Below are 18,159 nucleotides of genomic sequence, written 5' to 3' on the forward strand. Positions count from 1 at the left end.
GGGCTATGTACAACGAAGGTCTACAGCGGCGCGGTGATCTGACTGTCTGGATCAGCGATGATGCGCTTGGGTTGTGGATGGTGCCGCGCCGAACGACGCGAGGCGGGCAGTCACGCTACTCTGATCTGGCGATTGAGACTTGTCTGACGTTGGGCGTGGTTTTCAAACAACCACTTCGTCAAACCCAAGGCTTGATGCGCTCCATCGCGAAAATGCTGGGTATTGTGATCGTAGTGCCTAATTTTTCCACCTTGTCGCGCCGGGGCAAGGGGCTGACTTTGGCAGAAACGCAAAACCCGACCATGCGCGCACCAATCCAACTGGTCGTCGACAGTACCGGCCTGAAGATCCTCGGCGAGGGTGAATGGCTTGAGCAAAAGCATAAAACCAAACGCAAACGGCGCTCTTGGCGCAAGCTCCACCTCGGTCTTGATCTTGTCAGCGGCGAGATCGTCTGCTGTGATCTAACCAAGGGTGACGTCGGCGATCCGACGGCGCTGCCAGACCTGTTGGATCAAGTCGACGGACCGGTTGATCTGTTCTTCGCAGATGGAGCTTACGACGGAGAACCAACATCTGAATTGCTTGCCGCTCGGTTCGGATCTACGATCGAGGTCACGATCCCACCTCCCAAAAACGCAATACTGAGCCCCAATGCGGCCAAAGATCCGACGGCACGGGACTGCCATATCACCGAGATCGCAGCCCGCGGGCGGATGGCCTGGCAGAAAGCCACTGGCTACAATCAACGCAGCCGAGGTGAAACTCTCATGGGCCGCTGGAATACAGTTATTGGGCCCAAGCTGAAGGCACGAAACTTCGAGAATCAGAAAACAGAGGCCAAGATTGGCGTCCGGGTTCTCAATCGGATAACCGGACTTGGCTGCCCAAGTTTTGAACGCACCGCATGAATGCCGTTTGGGGTAGGGCGCGTTCCCAGTTGCGGCCGATCTGTGCAACAAGGCCCCCTTGATGACATTTCTGCTTTGCGAAACCATTGACATTTCTGAATGGTTGCAACAAATGCAGGCGACGGGTGCGCGCTACTTTAAAGTCCGAATCCTATTAGAAAACAATGAGGTAGTTATTGGCTGAAACTTCGGCACATTCTAAGCTGGTCTACGAAATTCCAAATATGCGCTGACCCGCGCCTCAATGTCATCGGCAACTTCTGCAGCGTCGCGGTCCAAAGCGTCGACGGCACACTGCACATCGTCCCGGTCATCCGCGACCACACCAAGAGCCAGATTGAACTGTTCGGGATGGGGCACGTAGTCCGATGCGTCGGGCAGGATCAGCACAACCTCATTCTGATGTGGATGCCGTGCACCCCATGTATCCGGCCCGTCCACCTGCAGGCGATGGCCGCGTTTCTCAAGCTCGGCAACAAGGGCCTTTGTCGTGTCGCCCGCTGGCGTGCCCGACTGCTTGATCGCGATGGAAAACCGCAGATCGGCCAGCGTGTCGGCAATCGTGGCATAGCCGCGCGCGTTCTTGTAGGAGACAACCCGTTCGAAAATATAGGGCTTTGACGTCGAAATCCGCGTCTTGTCCTGCGCGTCGTCTGAATAAAGACACCCGATGAAAGGGCAATAGACCGGCTGGTTCCCGCTGGTGTAGCGCAGGATCAGATCCCAATCGACCATGCGCCGCAACTGGCCATCGAAGGTGCCAAATTCGCGCATCATATCGGCGCGATGGCAGAACACGTTCAGGTCCACATAGTTTCCGTCGATGCAATGCGCCCAGTCAAACGGTTCCCCCCGGTAGCCTGCCACCGCGCCCTCCCGGTTGAGCAAAAGACTCGCGGCATAACCACATCGCGCCCCCGAGGTCACCAGCGCGGCCAGCATCAGGCGCAGGAAATCCGCCGTCCACAGGTTGTCACTGTCGAGATAAAAAATCACCTCGCCCGATGCCTGGCCCAGACCTGCGTTACGGGCGGCAGAAACCCCGGCATGTTCAGTGTGACAACAGATCAGCCGTGAATCGGCTGACAGACCCCGCAGCACATCGGCGGTGAAATCGGTGCTGCCGTCGTCCACCACGATGAGTTCCAGGTTATGGTGCGACTGGCCCAGCACGGACCGCACCGCACGCGTCAAGGTCGCGCCACGGTTGTAGGTCGCCATGATCACGCTGACGGTCGTGTTCCGCGCCACAAGCTCTGCATCATGCTGCGCGCTCAGCGCATTCACGAACCGCCTGGCCGCCACATGGTCGAATTCCGTCATCAACCGATGGGGCCGCTGATCCAACCTGGCGGCAAATGTCTTTTGCAGGGTTTCCTGCGCGGCAGCGGGCAGCGGTTCTGCTGCGCTGCGGTCAATCAGCGACTGCATCACCGGATCGGGCTGGGCGCTGTCGAATAACAGGCTCGGCGATGTTTCCCTGCCCTCGTGCCTGCCATAAAGCTCGTAGTGCCACAGCGGGTTATGCCCGACTTCAGCCACCTCCGGGTTGCGGGCAAGATAGGCTGCGGTGCTGAAGTCCGGTCCGGGGTCACGGCCGATCTGCGCCCCATAGACCGCATAGTGATGTGCCGCCGATCGGTCGTACAAGGTGACATCAGGGTAGGTCCGGCGATACCATCCACCATCGAAAAACGCGCTGTCTTCGATGATCTTGATGGGGTCCTGTGACATTGCCTATTCCCGCCCCTTGCCACCGGCCAGCCGCCGAAGCGGCCGCGTCAGACGCCAGGATCGGCTTGATCGCATGTCGGACAGGGTTTGTTCAAGCTCGGCAATCTGCTGGGCCTGCTGCTGGGCCTCACGGGCGTTGTTGTCTTTCTGCTGCGCCAGTGCTTCCGCTCCGGCTTTCAATGCCGCGTCCAGCTTTGCAATCTCGCCCGCCTGTCCGTCCAGCCGCAGGGCACGGGCGGTCAGTTCCGCCTCTGCCGCGCTGCCGCGCTGATCCGCCAGGTTGGCAAGGGTAGCCAATTCGTTTTCGCGGGTCGCCAGCGTTTCGCGCAAGGCCCGCATCTGACCTTCTACCTTGCGCAGCTGCGCTTCAAAGATGTGTTCCGCATCCAGCAACAGACGGTTCACATCCTCCGCCGAATAGCCACCATCCTTGTCCACGGCCACCACCGGCCGGTAGGCCGGACGCCGCTCCGCAACGAGATACCGATCGAGCTTTGATGCCATTACCTTACTCACTACAACAACGCCGCTGCCTTTGGGTTTCCGGCGATGCTTTATATCGGCAGAAATTGCAATGGCCAACAGTGACCATCGCTGCATCGCGATCAGGTCGGTGCATTCCCTCTTCCTTGTATTTCTTCAAAAGAGCACGTTGCCGTGGTTTGATATTACACAACTGTAACGGAAGTCACAGCGCCTATGTTCCCGCACTGCGGTTGCAGGACGTCGGGTCATCCGGCGCGTTAACCCTCACGCCCGCCAGTCAAAGAACCCTGGCCCGGCCTGCGCAAGCAGCCTGCGCGCCATCTCCTGCCCCGCTTTCGCGCCATCCTCCACCGGGCAGCTGATCGCGTCATCCAGTGCTTCGGACCCATCCGGGCGCAGCACCTCGCCGCGCAGGTGCAGCGTGGCACCCTCCAGCACGGCCAGCCCGGCGATGGGGGTCTCGCAGGAACCGTCAAGTTCCAGCAGAAAGGCCCGTTCCGCCGCCAGCCGCTGGCCGGTGGTCCGGTCATGGATCGCTTCCAGCATGTCCGACAGGCGCCTGTCATCAACCCGACGCTCGATCCCGATGGCGCCCTGCGCCACGGCGGGCAGCATCATCTCCACTTCGATTGCGGTCGCCGGAACCTCCTCCATCTTCAGCCGGTTCAATCCGGCCATCGCCAGAAACGTCGCCTCTGCCACTCCCTGATCCAGCTTCATCAGCCGGGTCTGCAAATTACCGCGAAACTCCACCACCTCAAGATCGGGCCGCCGCAGTTTCAACTGTGCCCGCCGCCGCAGGCTGGAGGTCCCCACCACCGTGCCAGCAGGCAGATCGGCCAGCCCCTTTGCACGGGGCGAAATGAACGCATCCCGCACGTCCTCGCGCGGCAGGTAGGTATCCAGCACCAGCCCCTCCGGCTGAAGTGTCGGCATGTCCTTCATCGAATGCACGGCGATGTCGATCCGGCCTGCCAGCAGATCATCTTCGATCTCGCGGGTGAACAGCCCCTTGCCGCCGATCTCCTTCAGCGGGCGGTCGATGATCCTGTCGCCCGTTGTCTTGATCACGACAATGGTAAAGGCCTCCAGCGGCAGATCAAAGGCCTGCGCCAGCCTTTCGCGGGTCTCATGCGCCTGCGCAAGCGCCAGCGGCGAACCACGGGTGCCGATGTTCAGGGGGTTCTGCGGGGTGGGCAAATCAATGGTCATGGCCTTTCGTACATTTGCATTAACGGGCTGACAACTCTTGTCTCTCCCCCGTTGAAAAAGCATGATAGATGAAACACTTCCATCAAAGAGTACCCCCATGAGCAAGACAAAAACCATCCTGCGCGCGCTGGCAGGCGAAACCCTTCCGGTCCCGCCCATATGGATGATGCGGCAGGCGGGCCGTTACCTGCCGGAATACAAGGCGACACGCGCCCAGGCGGGGGATTTCCTGTCTCTTTGCTACAATCCCGAACTCGCCGCCGAGGTCACCTTCCAGCCGATCCGCCGCTATGGCTTTGACGCGGCGATCCTTTTTGCCGACATCCTGCTGGTGCCGCAGGCGCTGGGGGCCGACCTGTGGTTTGTCACCGGCGAGGGACCGCGCCTGTCCACCATCACGACACAGGCCGAAGTCGATGCCCTGAAACCCGCCGAAGCCATCCATGACACGCTGAGCCCGATCTACGAGACAGTTGGCCTCCTGTCCAAGGGCCTGCCGGAAGAAACCACATTGATCGGCTTTGCCGGCGCGCCCTGGACCGTGGCCACCTATATGATCGCCGGTCGTGGCACGCCGGATCAGGGCCCGGCCCATGCGCTGAAAGCGGAAAACCGCCCCGTGTTCGAGACGCTGATGGACAAGATCACCGAAGCGACGGTCCTTTATCTCTCTGAACAGATCAAGGCGGGCGCGGAGGTGGTCAAGATTTTCGACAGCTGGGCCGGGTCGCTGCAAGGGGCGGACTTTGACGCCTTCTCGGTGAAGCCGATGCAACGCATCACCAGCGCCCTGCACGAGATGCACCCCGGCGTGCCGATCATCGCCTTCCCGCGCGGGGCCGATGCCCGTTACGCGGGCGCGCACAAGGCCATTGGCGCGGAATGTATCGCGATTGACGACGGGGTTACGGCCGAATGGGCCGCCACCCATGTCCAGACCGAAGGCTGCGTGCAGGGCAACCTGAAATCTTCTCACATGGTCACTGGCGGCGACGCGCTGGTCAGCGAGACGCGCCGCATCGTCAAGGCCCTGTCGGGCGGGCCGCATATCTTCAACCTTGGCCATGGCATCACACCCGACGCCGACCCCGAAAATGTGCAGCTGATGATCGACACGGTCCGCGAGGGCCGGGGATGATATGAGGCGCAAGCCGGGCAGGCAATGGCCCGGCGCCACATATCCTCACCTCTCAATCCTGCCGTTTCTCCAACAGCAGGGACGCGAGCCCCAGCAGCGCGGACACCACGATCAGCAGCAGGGACACCGCATTCAACACCGGTGTCGATCCCAGCTTGAGCCGGTCGAACATGGTGATCGTCAGCGGCGCGTCCGATCCGACCAGCATCAGGGTGGTGTTGAAATTCTCGAAACTCATCAACACCGCCACCACCCCGGCAGCCCCCATCGCCGGATAAAGGAACGGCAAAGTAACCGCCCGAACCGCCCCCCAGCGGGTCGCACCAAGGTTCAGCGCCGCCTCTTCCAGCGCCGGATCGAACTTTTGCAGCCGGGCAGAGATCACCAGCGTGGCAAAGGTGGTGATAAACGAAAACTGCCCCAGTACCACCAGGATCAGACCGGGGCGCAGCCCGTCGAACCAAAGGCCTGTTGCGTCCTCCAACGTATTCGCAACAGAGGAAGAGAACACCAGGATCGAAATGCCAAGGATGATGCCCGGAATGATCAGCGGCAGCAGCATCAGGATATAAAGCAGCCCCTTGCCCGGAAAATCGTGGCGCACGAACAGGAAGGCATTGCAGGTCCCTACCGCCACCGACAGGACCGACACCCAGAAGGCCACGATTCCAGACGTCACGATGGACCGCAGGATGGGCCGTTCGTGAAAGACGCCGATATAGGGTGCCTCATCGCCAAAGAACCATGCCCATGTGAACCCTTCCCAGGGCAGCGACGGAAACACGGAATCGTTGAAGGCAAAGACACAGACAGTGACCAGCGGCAGCGCCAGGAAGATAAAGAACAGCGCGACATAGGCCCGATAGGTCCATTTGAACGCGCCGCTTTGGGGGATGCCGGTAATCATATCCGCCTCATCATGTCTGGGCCATCGTCTTGCCCAGCGACTGCCGGGTCAGTTTCAGGCCGACAAAGACGATCAGCGACGACAGCCCCAGCAGCAGAAAACCAAAGGCCGATCCAAGCTCCCAGTTGAAGCGGGTGATGAACTGGCTGTAGATCAACCCGGTGAACCACAGGCTGTCCTTCCCGCCCAGCAGGATCGGGGTCAGGTAATTGCCAAGGCTCAGCATGAACACCACGATGCAGCCCGACACGATGCCCGGCATGGCATGGGGGATCACGATCTCGCGCAGGATGGCGATGCCGCTGGCCCCCAGGTCATAGCCCGCTTCGATCAGGCTGTCGTCCAGACTGTCCAGTGTCGTGACCAGCGGCACCACCATGAACAGCATCGAAGTATAGACCAGCCCCACCATAATCGCCGCATCGTTGTAGAGCATCTCCACCGGCGCATCGGCCAGCCCGACATATTGCAGCAGGCTTGAGAATATCCCCGTCTCGCGCAGCAGGATCATCCAGCCGAATGTGCGCACCAATTCGCTGACCCAGAACGGGATCAGGCACATCAGGAACAGCGTGGTCTTGCTGCGCCCGCGCGTCAGCTTGGCGATGTAATAGGCGATGGGAAAGCCGATCAGCAGGGTCAGCACGGTCGACGCAACCGACATATAGGCCGTGCGCGCGAAAGTGTTCCAATACAGCGGTTCGTTGAAGAATACCGCATAATTGGCAAAGCTGGTCTCATATTCCCGCACCCCCACCTTTTCGCGCAGGGATACGATGAACATGCCCACATGCGGCAGGATGATCAGCGTCACCAGCCACAGTAGCAGCGGGGCCAGCAGCAGGTAGAATGTCAGTTTCGACCGGTCAGCCATCGGCATAGACCCGCGTCTGGTCGGGGCTCCAGCAGAAATGAACGGCATCACCCTGTTGCAGGTCGCGGAATTCGCCGGTCTGCGGCAAGGCCACGCTGATCTCTGCGCCGCTCTGCCCGTCGCGCAGCAACACCTGCGAATTGGCCCCGTTGAACAGCACGCTTTGCACCGTCCCCTCGCCTGCGTTGCCGGTTGCATCTTGCGGCGCCCGCGACAGGCGCACCGCTTCGGGCCGGACAAACACCTGCGCCGCTGTGCCCCTGGCCAGCCCCTGCCCCGCCGCGACACCCGTCAGCATCCTGCCCGCGTCGGTCCGCAGGGTCAGCGTGCCGTCGCCGGTCTCCTCGACCGTGGCGGCAAACCTGTTCGCCTCGCCCACGAAACCGGCCACAAAAGCCGTTTGCGGTTCATAATACAGCTCTTTCGCCGTACCGACCTGTTCGAACACGCCCCTGTTCATCACCGCGATCTGGTCGGACATCACCAGCGCCTCGGACTGGTCATGGGTGATATAGACAAAGGTGGTGTTGAACTCCGACTGCAACTGCTTGAGCTCGATCTTCATATGCTCGCGCAGCTTCAGGTCCAGCGCGCCCAAGGGTTCGTCCAGCAACAGCACATCCGGCTCCAGCACCATGCAGCGGGCGATGGCGACGCGCTGTTTCTGGCCACCCGACAGCGAGCTGACAGCGCGGTCCGCGACCCCGCCAAGGCCCACACGCTCCAACACCCGCTCGACCTGTTTCTTGACATCGGTCTTGTTCACCCCGCGCTGGCGCAACCCGAAACCGACATTGGCCCCGATGTTCATCATCGGGAACAGCGCAAGGTGCTGAAACACCATCGACACGGGCCGCTTGTTCGGCGGCACATCCACCACCGACCGCCCCTTGATCAGCAGATCACCGCTGGTGGGTTTCTGGAACCCCGCGATCATCCGCAGCAGCGTGGTCTTGCCACAGCCTGACGGCCCGAGGATGGAGAAAAACTTGCCCTGCGGGACGGCGAAACTGACGTTGTCCACCGCCCTGAAATCATCAAAGCTTTTGCAAATGTCGCGGCATTCGAGGTCGGGGGTTTCGGACATAGGAGGGCCTTCAATAAAATCGGGAAGCGCGGATGCCGCGCTCCCCCTGCATCACGTCAAGGCCGTTCAATTGGCCGCGTTGATCCGGTCAAGTGCGGCACCTTCCAGCGCCTCAAGGCCCGCCGGGACCGTCGGATACCACTTGATGTTGTCGATGGCCTCCTGCGGGAAGCTGGCCTGATACTTGGCCTTCAGCGCGTCATCGACACCTGCATCACCCCCCTGCGAGGCCGTGAAGTTGCCCGCCGAAGCGGTGATCATCGCCGCAATTTCCGGCTTCATCACAAAATTGATCCAGGCATAGGCCGCATCATCTGCCCGCCCCCGTGCCGGCAGAACAAAGGTGTCGATCCACCCCAGCGCCCCCGATGTGGGCGCGACAAAGGTGATGTCCTTGTTGTCGTCGTTCAGCTGCCAGCCGCCGGTGTCCCAGGCCATCGAGGCGACAACCTCGCCTGAGCGCAGCAGGTTCTTCAACTCGTCCCCGCCATCCCAATAGGTTTTGACGTTGGGCTTGCATTCGACCAGCTTGGCCTCGACCTGATCTAGGATGTCCTTATAGGCCGCCTCGTCGCCATAGGCCGCGAAGGGGTCCAGACCCATCGCATAGGCGAAACCGATCAGGGTCGGGCGCTTCAGGCGGTAAGACACCTTGCCCGCCACATCGGCATTGCACAGGTCGGTGTAATCCTTCACGTCGCCCGCCATCGCGGTGTTCACCACCAGCCCGGAGGTGCCCCAGACATGCGGCACGGCATAGACTTCACCCTCAACAGTGGTGTTGCCTTTGGTCGCTTCCAGCATCGATGGGATAAACAGCGCAGTGTCGATCCTGGACATGTCCAGCGGCTTGTAGATGCCAAATTCCGCCTGCGGGCCCGCGATCCGGTCCTGGCTGGGCTGGGCAAGGTCGAACCCGCCGCCATTGGTCGCGCGCAGCTTGGCGATCATTTCCTCGTTGTTGGATTTGGTGACCTCGACGGTATGGCCGGTTTCGGCCTCGAACATCTCGATCACGTTCTCGGGCGCATAGCCGCCCCAGGTCAAAAGGCGCAGCGTGTCCGCCTGCGCGGCAGAGCAGAGCGCCAGGGCGGCAACGGTTGTCAGGATGGTTTTCATGATTTTCTCCAAATTGTGCCGGTGCGGTCAGGCCGCGCCGGGCTTCCTGGTTCGTAGTGTTCACATATGACAGCGGTGTGACACACGATGGGTTCTCAATGGTGCCATGATCAGCACCGTCTGCCACCCGTGTCAAAGAATATCCGATCCGCGTCCTGCCATTCGAGATGCACCGCCGCACCTTCCGCCGGCATCGGGACAGAGGCATCCTGCCGCACCGTGGCGCGCGTGCCGTCCGCAAGATCCACATGCACCAGCGTTTCCGCCCCCAATGCTTCGTTGTAAATCACTCTGGCCGGGGTGCCCTGCCCCGCCAGCGTCAGGTTCTCGGGCCGGATGCCAAGGGTCTTTGCGTCCGCAGGCGCGTCAGCCGCCATCGCGGCGGGCAGGAAATTCATCGGCGGCGAGCCGATGAAACCGGCAACGAATTCGGTCTGCGGGTTGGCGTAGACCTCCAGCGGCTCGCCGATCTGGTCCGCGCGGCCCGCGTTCATCACGATCATCCGGTCGGCCAGCGTCATCGCCTCCACCTGATCATGCGTGACGTAAAGCGATGTCACCCCCAAGCGACGCTGCAACTGCTTGATCTCCAGCCGCATCTGCACGCGCAGCTTGGCATCCAGGTTGGACAGCGGTTCGTCAAACAGAAACACCGAAGGCTTGCGCACGATGGCCCGGCCCATGGCCACGCGCTGGCGCTGCCCACCAGAAAGCTCTCGCGGCCGCCGCGTCAGGTAATCCCCCAGCTGCAAAAGCGTCGCCGCCTCCTGCACCCGCTCCGCGATTTCCGCCTTGGGCGTCCCCGCGATCTTCAGCCCATAGGCCATATTGTCGAAGACCGACATATGCGGATAAAGCGCGTAGTTCTGGAACACCATGGCGATGTCCCGCTCCATCGGTTCGCGGTCGTTCACCCGCGCGCCGCCGATCTGAACCTCGCCCGCCGTCACCGTCTCCAGCCCCGCCACCATGCGCAGCAGCGTGGACTTGCCACAGCCAGACGGCCCGACGATCACGATGAACTCGCCGTCCTCGATCTCCATGTCGATGCCGTGAATCACGTCGGTCTTGCCGAATGTCTTCTTGATGCCCTTCAGGCTGACTGTCGCCATGTGTTATTTCTCACTGTCTACCAGACCGCGAATGAACAGCTTTTGCATGCTGATCACCACGATCACCGGCGGGATCATCGCCAGGATGGAAGTTGCCATGATCACCGGCCAGTCGGCAATGTCGTCGCCGCTGGGGAACATCTGCTTGATGCCCATGACGATGGTGTTCATCGACGGATCGGTCGTGATCAGCAGCGGCCAGAGGTACTGGTTCCAGCCATAGATGAACAGGATCACAAAAAGCGCGGCGATGTTGGTCCGGCTCATCGGCAACAGGATGTCCCAGAAGAACCGCATCGGCCCTGCCCCGTCGACCCGCGCCGCCTCTGCCAACTCGTCCGGCACGGTCATAAAGAACTGGCGGAACAGGAAGGTCGCCGTGGCGCTGGCGATCAGCGGAAAGATCAGCCCCGAATAGCTGTTGAGCATCCCGAAATTCGCGACCACCTCATAGGTCGGCACAATCCGCACCTCGACGGGCAACATCAGCGTCAGGAAGATCAGCCAGAAAAACAGCCGCCGCCCCGGAAACTTGAAATAAACAATGGCGAATGCCGACAGCAGCGAGATCACGATCTTGCCGATGGTGATCCCCAGGGCCATGATCAGCGAATTCAACATCATCATCGCCACCGGCGCATTGACGCCCGCCACCAGCGCCTTGCGGTAATTCTCGAAAAAGTGGTCACCGGGCAGCAGCGGCATCGGCGGCTTTACGATTTCCGGCTGCGCCACGGTCGAGGCGACAAAGGCCAGCCAGATTGGAAAAAAGATGAACAGCAGCCCGATGATCAGCCCCAGATGGGTCATCCAGTACCCTGCCCCGCGTCTTTCAACCATGCCCGCCATCAGTAATGCACCCGCCGCTCGATGAATTTGAACTGCACGATGGTCAGCGCCCCCACGATCACCAGCAGGATCACCGATTGCGCGGCGGAAGACCCCAGGTCCTGCCCCACAAACCCATCCTTGTAGACCTTGTAGACAAGGATCGTCGTCGATTGCTGCGGCCCGCCGCTGGTGATGGTGTGGATCACGCCGAAGGTCTCGAAAAAGGCATAGACGATGTTGACCACCAGCAGAAAGAAGGTCGTCGGCGACAGCAGCGGCCAGACAATGGTGCGAAACCGGGTCCAGAACCGCGCGCCATCAATCGCCGCCGCCTCGATCACGCTGCGGGGAATGGCCTGTAGCCCCGCAAGGAAGAACAGGAAATTATAACTGATCCGCCCCCAGGCCGATGCGACAACAACAAGCCCCATCGCCTCTTCCCCGTTCAACACATGGTTCCAGTCATATCCCAGCATGCCCAGATACCAGGTCACCACCCCCACGCGGGTGTTGAACATGAACAGCCACAACACACCGGCAACGGCGGGTGCCACGGCATAGGGCCAGATCAGCAGCGTGCGGTACACGCCCGACCCCTTGATCAGCCGGTCCGCCAGAACGGCAAGATACAGCGCCACCCCCATCGACACGACGGTCACGGCGATTGAGAATACCGCTGTGGTGACAAAGCTCGCCCGGTAATAGGCATTGCCCAGCAGGTATTCGAAATTGCCCAGCCCCACATATTGCATGGACAAGCCAAAGGGGTCGGGAATGAACAGCGACTGCCAGATCGCCTGCCCCGCCGGATAGAAGAAAAAGACGGCCGTCACCACCATCTGTGGCAAGACCAGCAGCAGGGGCAGCCAGATGCCCTTGAAGGTGACGCGCTTTTCCATCACTTGACTCCGGTGCGACTGAGTAGCACTTTGAGGAAAAGGAGTTCCGCCATGACCGTCAAGATTTCCGTCTCCATTTCCGATCAACAGGCCGAATACGCCCGCAAACAGGTGGCCGAGGGCCGGTTTTCATCAACCTCCGCCGTGATCCAGCAGGCGCTGGAGGCCAAGCGCCGCGAAGACGAGGCATACGAGGCATGGAAATCAGGGTTCTTCCAGACGCTCGATAAGCGCGCAAACGAGCCAACCATTTCAGGTGAAGAGTTCGAAAACCGCGTGGCTGCAATGCTTGCTCGGAAAAGGCAGAAGTATGGCCTGGACGGTTGAATTTCGTCCATCGGCCGAGAGCGATATCGCAGTCATATTCGATCATCTGGTTCAGTCGCATCTCGATTTTGGCCATGACACCGCATCTGCAGTCTCTCTGGCAAGCGGGCGCATCAATTCCATTGTCCAGAACCGCCAACGGATCGCTATCGCACCGGAACGCGGCGGCCGCATCTTCAGCAATAATCGCACATACCGCCACCTTACCATCGAACGAACGATCTACTGGTTCACCCTCGACGAGGTGAGCCAGATCATCCAGATCGAGGCGATCTTTCACGGTGGACAGGATCATCTGCAACACATGCTTGCACGGCTGACCGGGAAGGAGCGCTGAGCCCCTCCCCGCCCGCTTCAGCGGTTGGCCTGCTCAAAGCGGCGCAGCAACTCGTCGCCGCGCGCCTTCGCACTGTCAAGCGCGGCTTGCGCGTCCTTGTCACCGGCCCAGACGGCTTCCAGTTCCTCATCGATGATGCCGCGGATCTGGTCAAAGGACCCCAGCCGCAGACCCTTGGAATTCTCCGTCGGCGCATTGGTGGTCATCTGTGTGACCGCAATGTCGGTGCCTGGGTTCGCCTCATAGAAACCCTGCTCGCGGGTCAGATCGGCAGCCGCCTGGGTGATTGGCAGATAACCGGTGTCCTGATGCCACTTTGCCTGAATCTCGGGCGAGGACAGGAAATTCAGGAAGGCCGCAACGCCCTCGTATTCCTCATCCGACTGACCGGCCATCACCCAAAGCGATGCCCCCCCGATGATGGTGTTCTGCGGCGCGCCTTCGACATCCGACCAATAGGGCAGCGGGCGCACTTCGAATTCGAAAGTGGCTTCGGACTTGATCCCGGCATAGCCGGCAGAGCTTTCGGTAAAGAGCGCACATTCACCGCTGCGGAAGTTCGCGCCACCCTCGTTGCGACGGCCGGTGTAGATGAACTTGCCGTCCTTGGCCCATTGGCCCATCGTCTCGACGTGTTTGACCTGCACCGGACCGTTCAGCGACAGCTCGGTATCGACCCCGGCAAAACCATTGGCTTGCGTGGCGAAGGGCACGTCGTGATAGGCGCTGAGGTTTTCCAGATGGATCCAGCTTTGCCATGCGGTGACCAGCGGGCAGTCATTGCCCGACGCCTTGAGCGTGTCCAGCACCTCACCCACTTGTTCCCAGGTGCTCAGATCCACATCGGGGTCAATGTCAGCCGCCGCCAGCGCGTCACGGTTGACCCACAACACCGGCGTCGAAGAGTTGAAAGGCAATGACAGCATATCGCCGTCGCTGCTGGTATAGTAGCCCTTGACCGATCCGATGAAACCATCGGGATCGAAATCCGCCCCGGCATCCGCCATCACCTCATAAACCGGCTTGATCGCGCCCTTGGCGGCCATCATCGTTGCGGTGCCGACTTCGAACACCATCAGGATGTCCGGCTGTTCGCCCGCGCGGAACGCGGCGATGCCTGCGTTCAGGGTCTCGGAATAATTGCCCTTGTGGGTCGCGGTCACGACATAATCGGACTGTGCGTTGTTGAAGGTTTCGACCTGCTCCGCCACCAGCTCGCCCAGACGGCCGGTGAAGGCGTGCCAGAACTCGACCTCGGTTTGCGCCATGGCAGGTGCTGCCGCCATCATGGCTGCAACGCTGGCCATCATCGTGTTTCGCATCTTCATTTGGATTCTCCCCCTCTGGATTTTCATCGCCAGCGTAGTGGGTCACAACCTGTGCTGGCAACACATCATTCATGTTTCACGCGCGGCGAGGTATCCTCCTGTTCCGTAACGAATTTATGACGGTTTATGCAAAGCCAGTAGAGTCTCTCTGGCCACCGGGAACACCCTCGACCGGACATAACGCGCAAGCCGGGCCATCGCCTGCCCGGGGTGGGCGATACTGACCTCTGTCCATGCCACTTGATTTCTCAGCCATGGCGATACCTCTCAGAGTATCACCCAGCCTCACCAAATCGCCCGCCCGACCGGCGGGCAGGCGATGGCCCGGCGCCTTCGGCTTGTTCCGGGCTTTGGCGTAAGACCGCCCCGTCCCGCTCACCGGCCCTTGACCCATCCCGCGCCCAAGGTCCGGTCTGGGTCGCTTTCGCATGGCATCCAACATAGCTGACGCATCTGGCCTATCGTTACAAACCTGTTACATACCGGTTCCGGGCACCTTCGCTCCCCCCGATCATCGAAAGAACGACCTTGCAAGAACCCGCACTCCTTTCCTTCCTGCTCCATATCGCCGGGGCTGCCGCGCTGCTGATCTGGTCGGTGCGGTTGGTCCGCACCGGGGTCGAGCGCGCCTTTGCCACCCAGCTGCGCCAGTCGCTGCGCCGCGCCTCCGGCAACCGGATGCTGGCGGCAGGCACCGGCACCCTGGCAGCGGTATTCCTGCAAAGCTCCACCGCCGTGGCGGTGCTGGTCGCCAATTTCGTCGCCAAGGGCAGCCTGATCCCCGCCATCGGGCTGGCCATCCTGCTGGGTGCCGACCTCGGTTCTGCCATCGTGTCGCAACTGCTGCTGATCCGGCAGTCCTTCCTGATCCCGCTGTTGCTGCTGGCCGGTGTCGCGCTGTTCCTGCGCGGGCGGTCGGGCACCCTGCGCCAGACCGGGCGCATCCTGATCGGACTGGCGCTGATCTTTCTGTCGCTGGACATGATCCGCGACGCCACTGCCCCGATGGTCGACAGCACCGGCACGCAGGCGGTCATGGCCTACCTAGGGCGCGATATCTTTTCCGCCTTCGCGGTGGGCGCGCTGTTTGCCTGGGCGGTGCATTCCAGCGTCGCGGCGGTGCTGCTGTTCGTGACCCTTGCCGCGCAATCGCTGCTGCCGGTCGAAGGTGCCGCCGCCATGGTGCTGGGGGCCAACCTGGGCGGCGGGTTCATCGCCTATGTCCTCACGCTTGCCTCCCCCGCCCCGGCGCGGCAGATGATCTGCGCCAACCTGATGCTGCGCGGCGGTGGTGCGGTGCTGTTGCTGCTGGTCCTGTCCCAACAGCCGGATCTGCTGCACTATCTGGGGGCCAACGCCAGCCGCCAGGCGATCAACCTGCATCTGGCCTTCAACGCGGCACTGGCGGTGGCGGCCCTCGGGCTGATCCACCCGCTGTCCGCGCTCAGCGCGAAACTGGTCACAAGCGCTGCCGACAAGGAGGCCACCACGCTGGCAGAGATCAGCGCACTGGACCCGAACGCCATGGACCGCCCCGGCCGGGGCCTCGATTCCGCCGCGCGTGAACTTCTCAGGATGGGTCAAAAGATCGAAGGGATGCTGAATGCCACCGGCCCCCTCTATGACAACTGGGACAGCGCCGCCGCCTCTGCGATCCGGGACCAGGACAAGGCGATCAAATCCATACACTTCGAGATCAAGCTTTACCTGGCCCAGCTTGGCCGCGCCGGGCTGGACGAGGATCTGGGCAAGCGGTCGATGGAACTGGCGGGCATCTCGACCGCGCTCGAAGCGGCCTCAGACACCATCGTACGCAGCCTGCTGACACTGGCCAAACGCCGCGACAGCGAACGCGTCGCGTTTTCCGATGTCGGGCGCGAAGAGATCAGCAATTTCATGGACCGCGTGCAGGGCAATGTCCATCTGGCGCTGAACGTCATGATGAACCAGAACCCGGCAGGGGCGCGCGACCTTGTCGAAGCCAAGGAAAAGGTCCGCGCGGTGGAACAAAAGCTGCAACGCAACCACCTTGGCAGGCTGCGCGAGGGTCTGGCCGAAAGCATCGAAACCAGCAGCATCCATCAGGAAACCCTGCGCTCGCTCAAGCAGATCAACACGGCATTTTCCATGGTCGGCTATCCGATCCTGGCCCGCACCGGCGACCTGCTGAAAAGCCGCCTGAGCTGACCCCCGGTCACGTTTCAACTTTGCGATCATTTCGGGATTCCTGTGCATCTCCGTTGACCCCGCCGATCCTGCTGCGCAAACTGCTGTCATGCGGGGTGGCTGCCGCCCTGCACCTCATGCTCAGCAAGGAGTTCTGCACATGCCTGGCTTATCGAAATTTCCCGCCCTGTCCATTCTGGCCCTTTCCGTCGGGCTGACGGCCGCCCCCCTGTCTGCGCTGGCGGATACGCTGGTGGTGGGCCTTCAGCAGGAACCGACCTCGCTGGACCCGACCGCGGATGCCACCGCCTCCATCGACGGCATGCTGACGATGAACGTCTACGAATCCCTCACCATCGTGGCCGAGAACGGCGAGGTGGGGCCAAATCTCGCCACCGAATGGGAGGTCTCGGAGGACGGGCTGACCTATACCTTCAAACTGGCCTCGGGGGTGACATTCCACGATGGCACCGGTTTCGACGCCGAGGATGTGGTGTTTTCCTTTGACCGCGCCATGGCCGAGGACAGCGTGAACCCCTCCAAGGACATTTTCAAACCCATCGCCTCCGTCACCGCGCTGGACCCGCAAACGGTCGAGATCACGCTGAAGAACAAGGATGCGTTTTTCCTGTTCAACATGGGACAGGGCGACAGTTCGATTGTCGCCGCTGAATCCGCCGATACCAACAACACCAACCCCGTCGGCACCGGCCCTTTCAAACTGGACAGCTGGACCCGTGGCGACCGCCTGACCCTGGTCAAGAACGCCGAATACCGCGATGCGGACAGCGTGGCGCTGGACAAGGTCGAATTCCGCTTCATCTCTGACCCCGCCGCCGCAACCGCCGCAATGATGGCCGAAGAACTGGACGCCTTCCCCGGCTTCCCCGCCCCGGAACTGTTGCCGCAGTTCGAGGCTGACCCGCGATTTCGCGTCAACATCGGCTCCACCGAGGGTGAGGTGATCCTGGCGATGAACAACGCCAACCCCCCCTTTGACAACATCGAGGTGCGCCGCGCCGTGGCCACCGCCATCGACCGGGACGAGATCATCGAGGGCGCGATGTACGGCCAGGCCGTGCCCATCGGCAGCTTCTATCCGCCCCACGGCACCGCCTATGTGGACCTGACCGGCGCCTACCCCCATGACACCGAAAAAGCCAAGGCCATGTTCGCCGAGGCGGGCGTCGAAGGCACCACCATGACCCTGCGCGTGCCGCCCTTCCCCTATGCCATGCGCTCTGCCGAGATCATCCAGCAGGAACTGTCCAACGCGGGCATCGACGCAAAGGTCGAGAACGTGGAATGGGGTTTCTGGATCGACGAGGTCTACAAGAAAAAGAACTACGACATGACGATCATCGCCCATACCTCGCCCAACGACATGGGCAACTTTGCGCGCGGGCCGGATTATTTCTATGGCTATGACGACGCGGAGTTCACCGCCCTCTGGAACAGCATCGAGACGGAGGCCGACCCGGCCAAGCGCGACGAACTGCTGAAACAGGGGCAGCAATACCTGTCCGATCAGTCGGTCCATGCCTTCCTGTTCCAGCTGCCGCTGCTGGGCGTGTTCCGCACCGGTGTCGAAGGCTACTGGTCCTCCTCGCCCGTGCTTTACATGCCCCTCAAGGGGGTCAGCAACAACGGCTGAAGCGAATGGCCGCGCGGACCTTTTGCGCGCGCGGCCC

General features: G+C 61.4%; 18 protein-coding genes. 7 read left to right on the top strand and 11 right to left on the bottom strand.

Annotation, left to right across the window (positions count from 1 at the left end):
• Positions 1-5: 5 nt before the first annotated feature.
• On the top strand, positions 6-911 hold the full coding sequence (locus A8B82_RS19450) for an IS5 family transposase (RefSeq protein WP_082899388.1): 906 nt from the start codon (positions 6-8) through the stop codon (positions 909-911).
• 61 nt (positions 912-972) lie between these two features.
• Positions 973-1,095 carry a hypothetical protein gene (locus A8B82_RS24705; RefSeq protein ID WP_268873845.1) on the top strand — a complete coding sequence of 41 codons (123 nt, stop codon included), beginning with the start codon at positions 973-975 and terminating at the stop codon, positions 1,093-1,095.
• Between the two features lie 14 nt (positions 1,096-1,109).
• Here A8B82_RS24705 and A8B82_RS19455 read toward each other — a convergent pair whose 3' ends face one another.
• From A8B82_RS19455 to hemC, 3 genes are all read right to left on the bottom strand, one after another.
• Entirely contained in the window at positions 1,110-2,645 is a 1,536-nt protein-coding gene (locus A8B82_RS19455) for a glycosyltransferase family 2 protein (protein WP_067296308.1), read from the bottom strand.
• Positions 2,646-2,648: 3 nt separating this feature from the next.
• Positions 2,649-3,149 carry a hypothetical protein gene (locus tag A8B82_RS19460; RefSeq protein WP_067296310.1) on the bottom strand — a complete coding sequence of 167 codons (501 nt, stop codon included), beginning with the start codon at positions 3,147-3,149 and terminating at the stop codon, positions 2,649-2,651.
• Between the two features lie 246 nt (positions 3,150-3,395).
• A complete protein-coding gene (hemC, locus tag A8B82_RS19465; RefSeq protein WP_067296312.1) occupies positions 3,396-4,343 on the bottom strand; it encodes a hydroxymethylbilane synthase in 948 nt (315 codons plus the stop codon).
• Between the two features lie 97 nt (positions 4,344-4,440).
• Here hemC and hemE point away from each other — a divergent pair, with 97 nt between their 5' ends.
• Positions 4,441-5,481: a uroporphyrinogen decarboxylase gene (gene hemE, locus A8B82_RS19470; protein WP_067296314.1), complete on the top strand. Its 1,041-nt coding sequence runs from the start codon at positions 4,441-4,443 to the stop codon at positions 5,479-5,481.
• Positions 5,482-5,533: 52 nt separating this feature from the next.
• Here hemE and A8B82_RS19475 read toward each other — a convergent pair whose 3' ends face one another.
• The 7 genes from A8B82_RS19475 to ugpA all read right to left on the bottom strand — a co-directional run bounded on the left by A8B82_RS19475 (position 5,534) and on the right by ugpA (position 12,310).
• Entirely contained in the window at positions 5,534-6,388 is an 855-nt protein-coding gene (locus A8B82_RS19475) for an ABC transporter permease (RefSeq protein WP_067296317.1), read from the bottom strand.
• 10 nt (positions 6,389-6,398) lie between these two features.
• Positions 6,399-7,262, bottom strand: coding sequence for an ABC transporter permease (locus tag A8B82_RS19480; RefSeq protein ID WP_443069349.1), 864 nt, complete (start codon positions 7,260-7,262; stop codon positions 6,399-6,401).
• Entirely contained in the window at positions 7,255-8,349 is a 1,095-nt protein-coding gene (locus tag A8B82_RS19485; protein WP_067296323.1) for an ABC transporter ATP-binding protein, read from the bottom strand. The genes A8B82_RS19480 and A8B82_RS19485 overlap by 8 nt, the downstream gene beginning before the upstream one ends.
• A gap of 66 nt (positions 8,350-8,415) precedes the next feature.
• Complete coding sequence (locus A8B82_RS19490; protein WP_067296404.1) at positions 8,416-9,468, bottom strand: extracellular solute-binding protein; 1,053 nt, start codon at positions 9,466-9,468, stop codon at positions 8,416-8,418.
• Between the two features lie 110 nt (positions 9,469-9,578).
• On the bottom strand, positions 9,579-10,580 hold the full coding sequence (ugpC, locus tag A8B82_RS19495) for a sn-glycerol-3-phosphate ABC transporter ATP-binding protein UgpC (RefSeq protein WP_067296325.1): 1,002 nt from the start codon (positions 10,578-10,580) through the stop codon (positions 9,579-9,581).
• A 3-nt stretch (positions 10,581-10,583) separates the two neighbouring features.
• The gene (gene ugpE, locus A8B82_RS19500; RefSeq protein WP_067296406.1) at positions 10,584-11,420 is read right to left on the bottom strand and encodes a sn-glycerol-3-phosphate ABC transporter permease UgpE; all 837 of its coding nucleotides are present in this window, start codon (positions 11,418-11,420) and stop codon (positions 10,584-10,586) included.
• An 8-nt stretch (positions 11,421-11,428) separates the two neighbouring features.
• Entirely contained in the window at positions 11,429-12,310 is an 882-nt protein-coding gene (gene ugpA / locus A8B82_RS19505) for a sn-glycerol-3-phosphate ABC transporter permease UgpA (protein ID WP_067296327.1), read from the bottom strand.
• Between the two features lie 51 nt (positions 12,311-12,361).
• Between ugpA and A8B82_RS19510 the strand changes: the two genes are divergently transcribed.
• Both A8B82_RS19510 and A8B82_RS19515 read left to right on the top strand, forming a co-directional pair.
• Positions 12,362-12,637 (top strand): ribbon-helix-helix domain-containing protein, encoded by a 276-nt coding sequence (locus tag A8B82_RS19510; protein WP_067296329.1) that lies wholly within the window; start codon positions 12,362-12,364, stop codon positions 12,635-12,637.
• Positions 12,621-12,974, top strand: coding sequence for a hypothetical protein (locus A8B82_RS19515; protein ID WP_067296331.1), 354 nt, complete (start codon positions 12,621-12,623; stop codon positions 12,972-12,974). Before A8B82_RS19510 ends, A8B82_RS19515 begins: the two co-directional genes overlap by 17 nt.
• Positions 12,975-12,991: 17 nt before the next feature.
• Here A8B82_RS19515 and ugpB read toward each other — a convergent pair whose 3' ends face one another.
• Positions 12,992-14,296 carry a sn-glycerol-3-phosphate ABC transporter substrate-binding protein UgpB gene (ugpB, locus tag A8B82_RS19520; RefSeq protein WP_067296409.1) on the bottom strand — a complete coding sequence of 435 codons (1,305 nt, stop codon included), beginning with the start codon at positions 14,294-14,296 and terminating at the stop codon, positions 12,992-12,994.
• 534 nt (positions 14,297-14,830) lie between these two features.
• Here ugpB and A8B82_RS19525 point away from each other — a divergent pair.
• Both A8B82_RS19525 and A8B82_RS19530 read left to right on the top strand, forming a co-directional pair.
• Positions 14,831-16,489, top strand: coding sequence for a Na/Pi cotransporter family protein (locus A8B82_RS19525; RefSeq protein WP_067296333.1), 1,659 nt, complete (start codon positions 14,831-14,833; stop codon positions 16,487-16,489).
• Positions 16,490-16,628: 139 nt separating this feature from the next.
• The gene (locus A8B82_RS19530; protein WP_067296335.1) at positions 16,629-18,122 is read left to right on the top strand and encodes an ABC transporter substrate-binding protein; all 1,494 of its coding nucleotides are present in this window, start codon (positions 16,629-16,631) and stop codon (positions 18,120-18,122) included.
• Positions 18,123-18,159: the final 37 nt, after the last annotated feature.

It is taken from the genome of Sulfitobacter sp. EhC04 (assembly GCF_001650875.1).
Classification (GTDB): Bacteria; Pseudomonadota; Alphaproteobacteria; order Rhodobacterales; family Rhodobacteraceae; genus Sulfitobacter.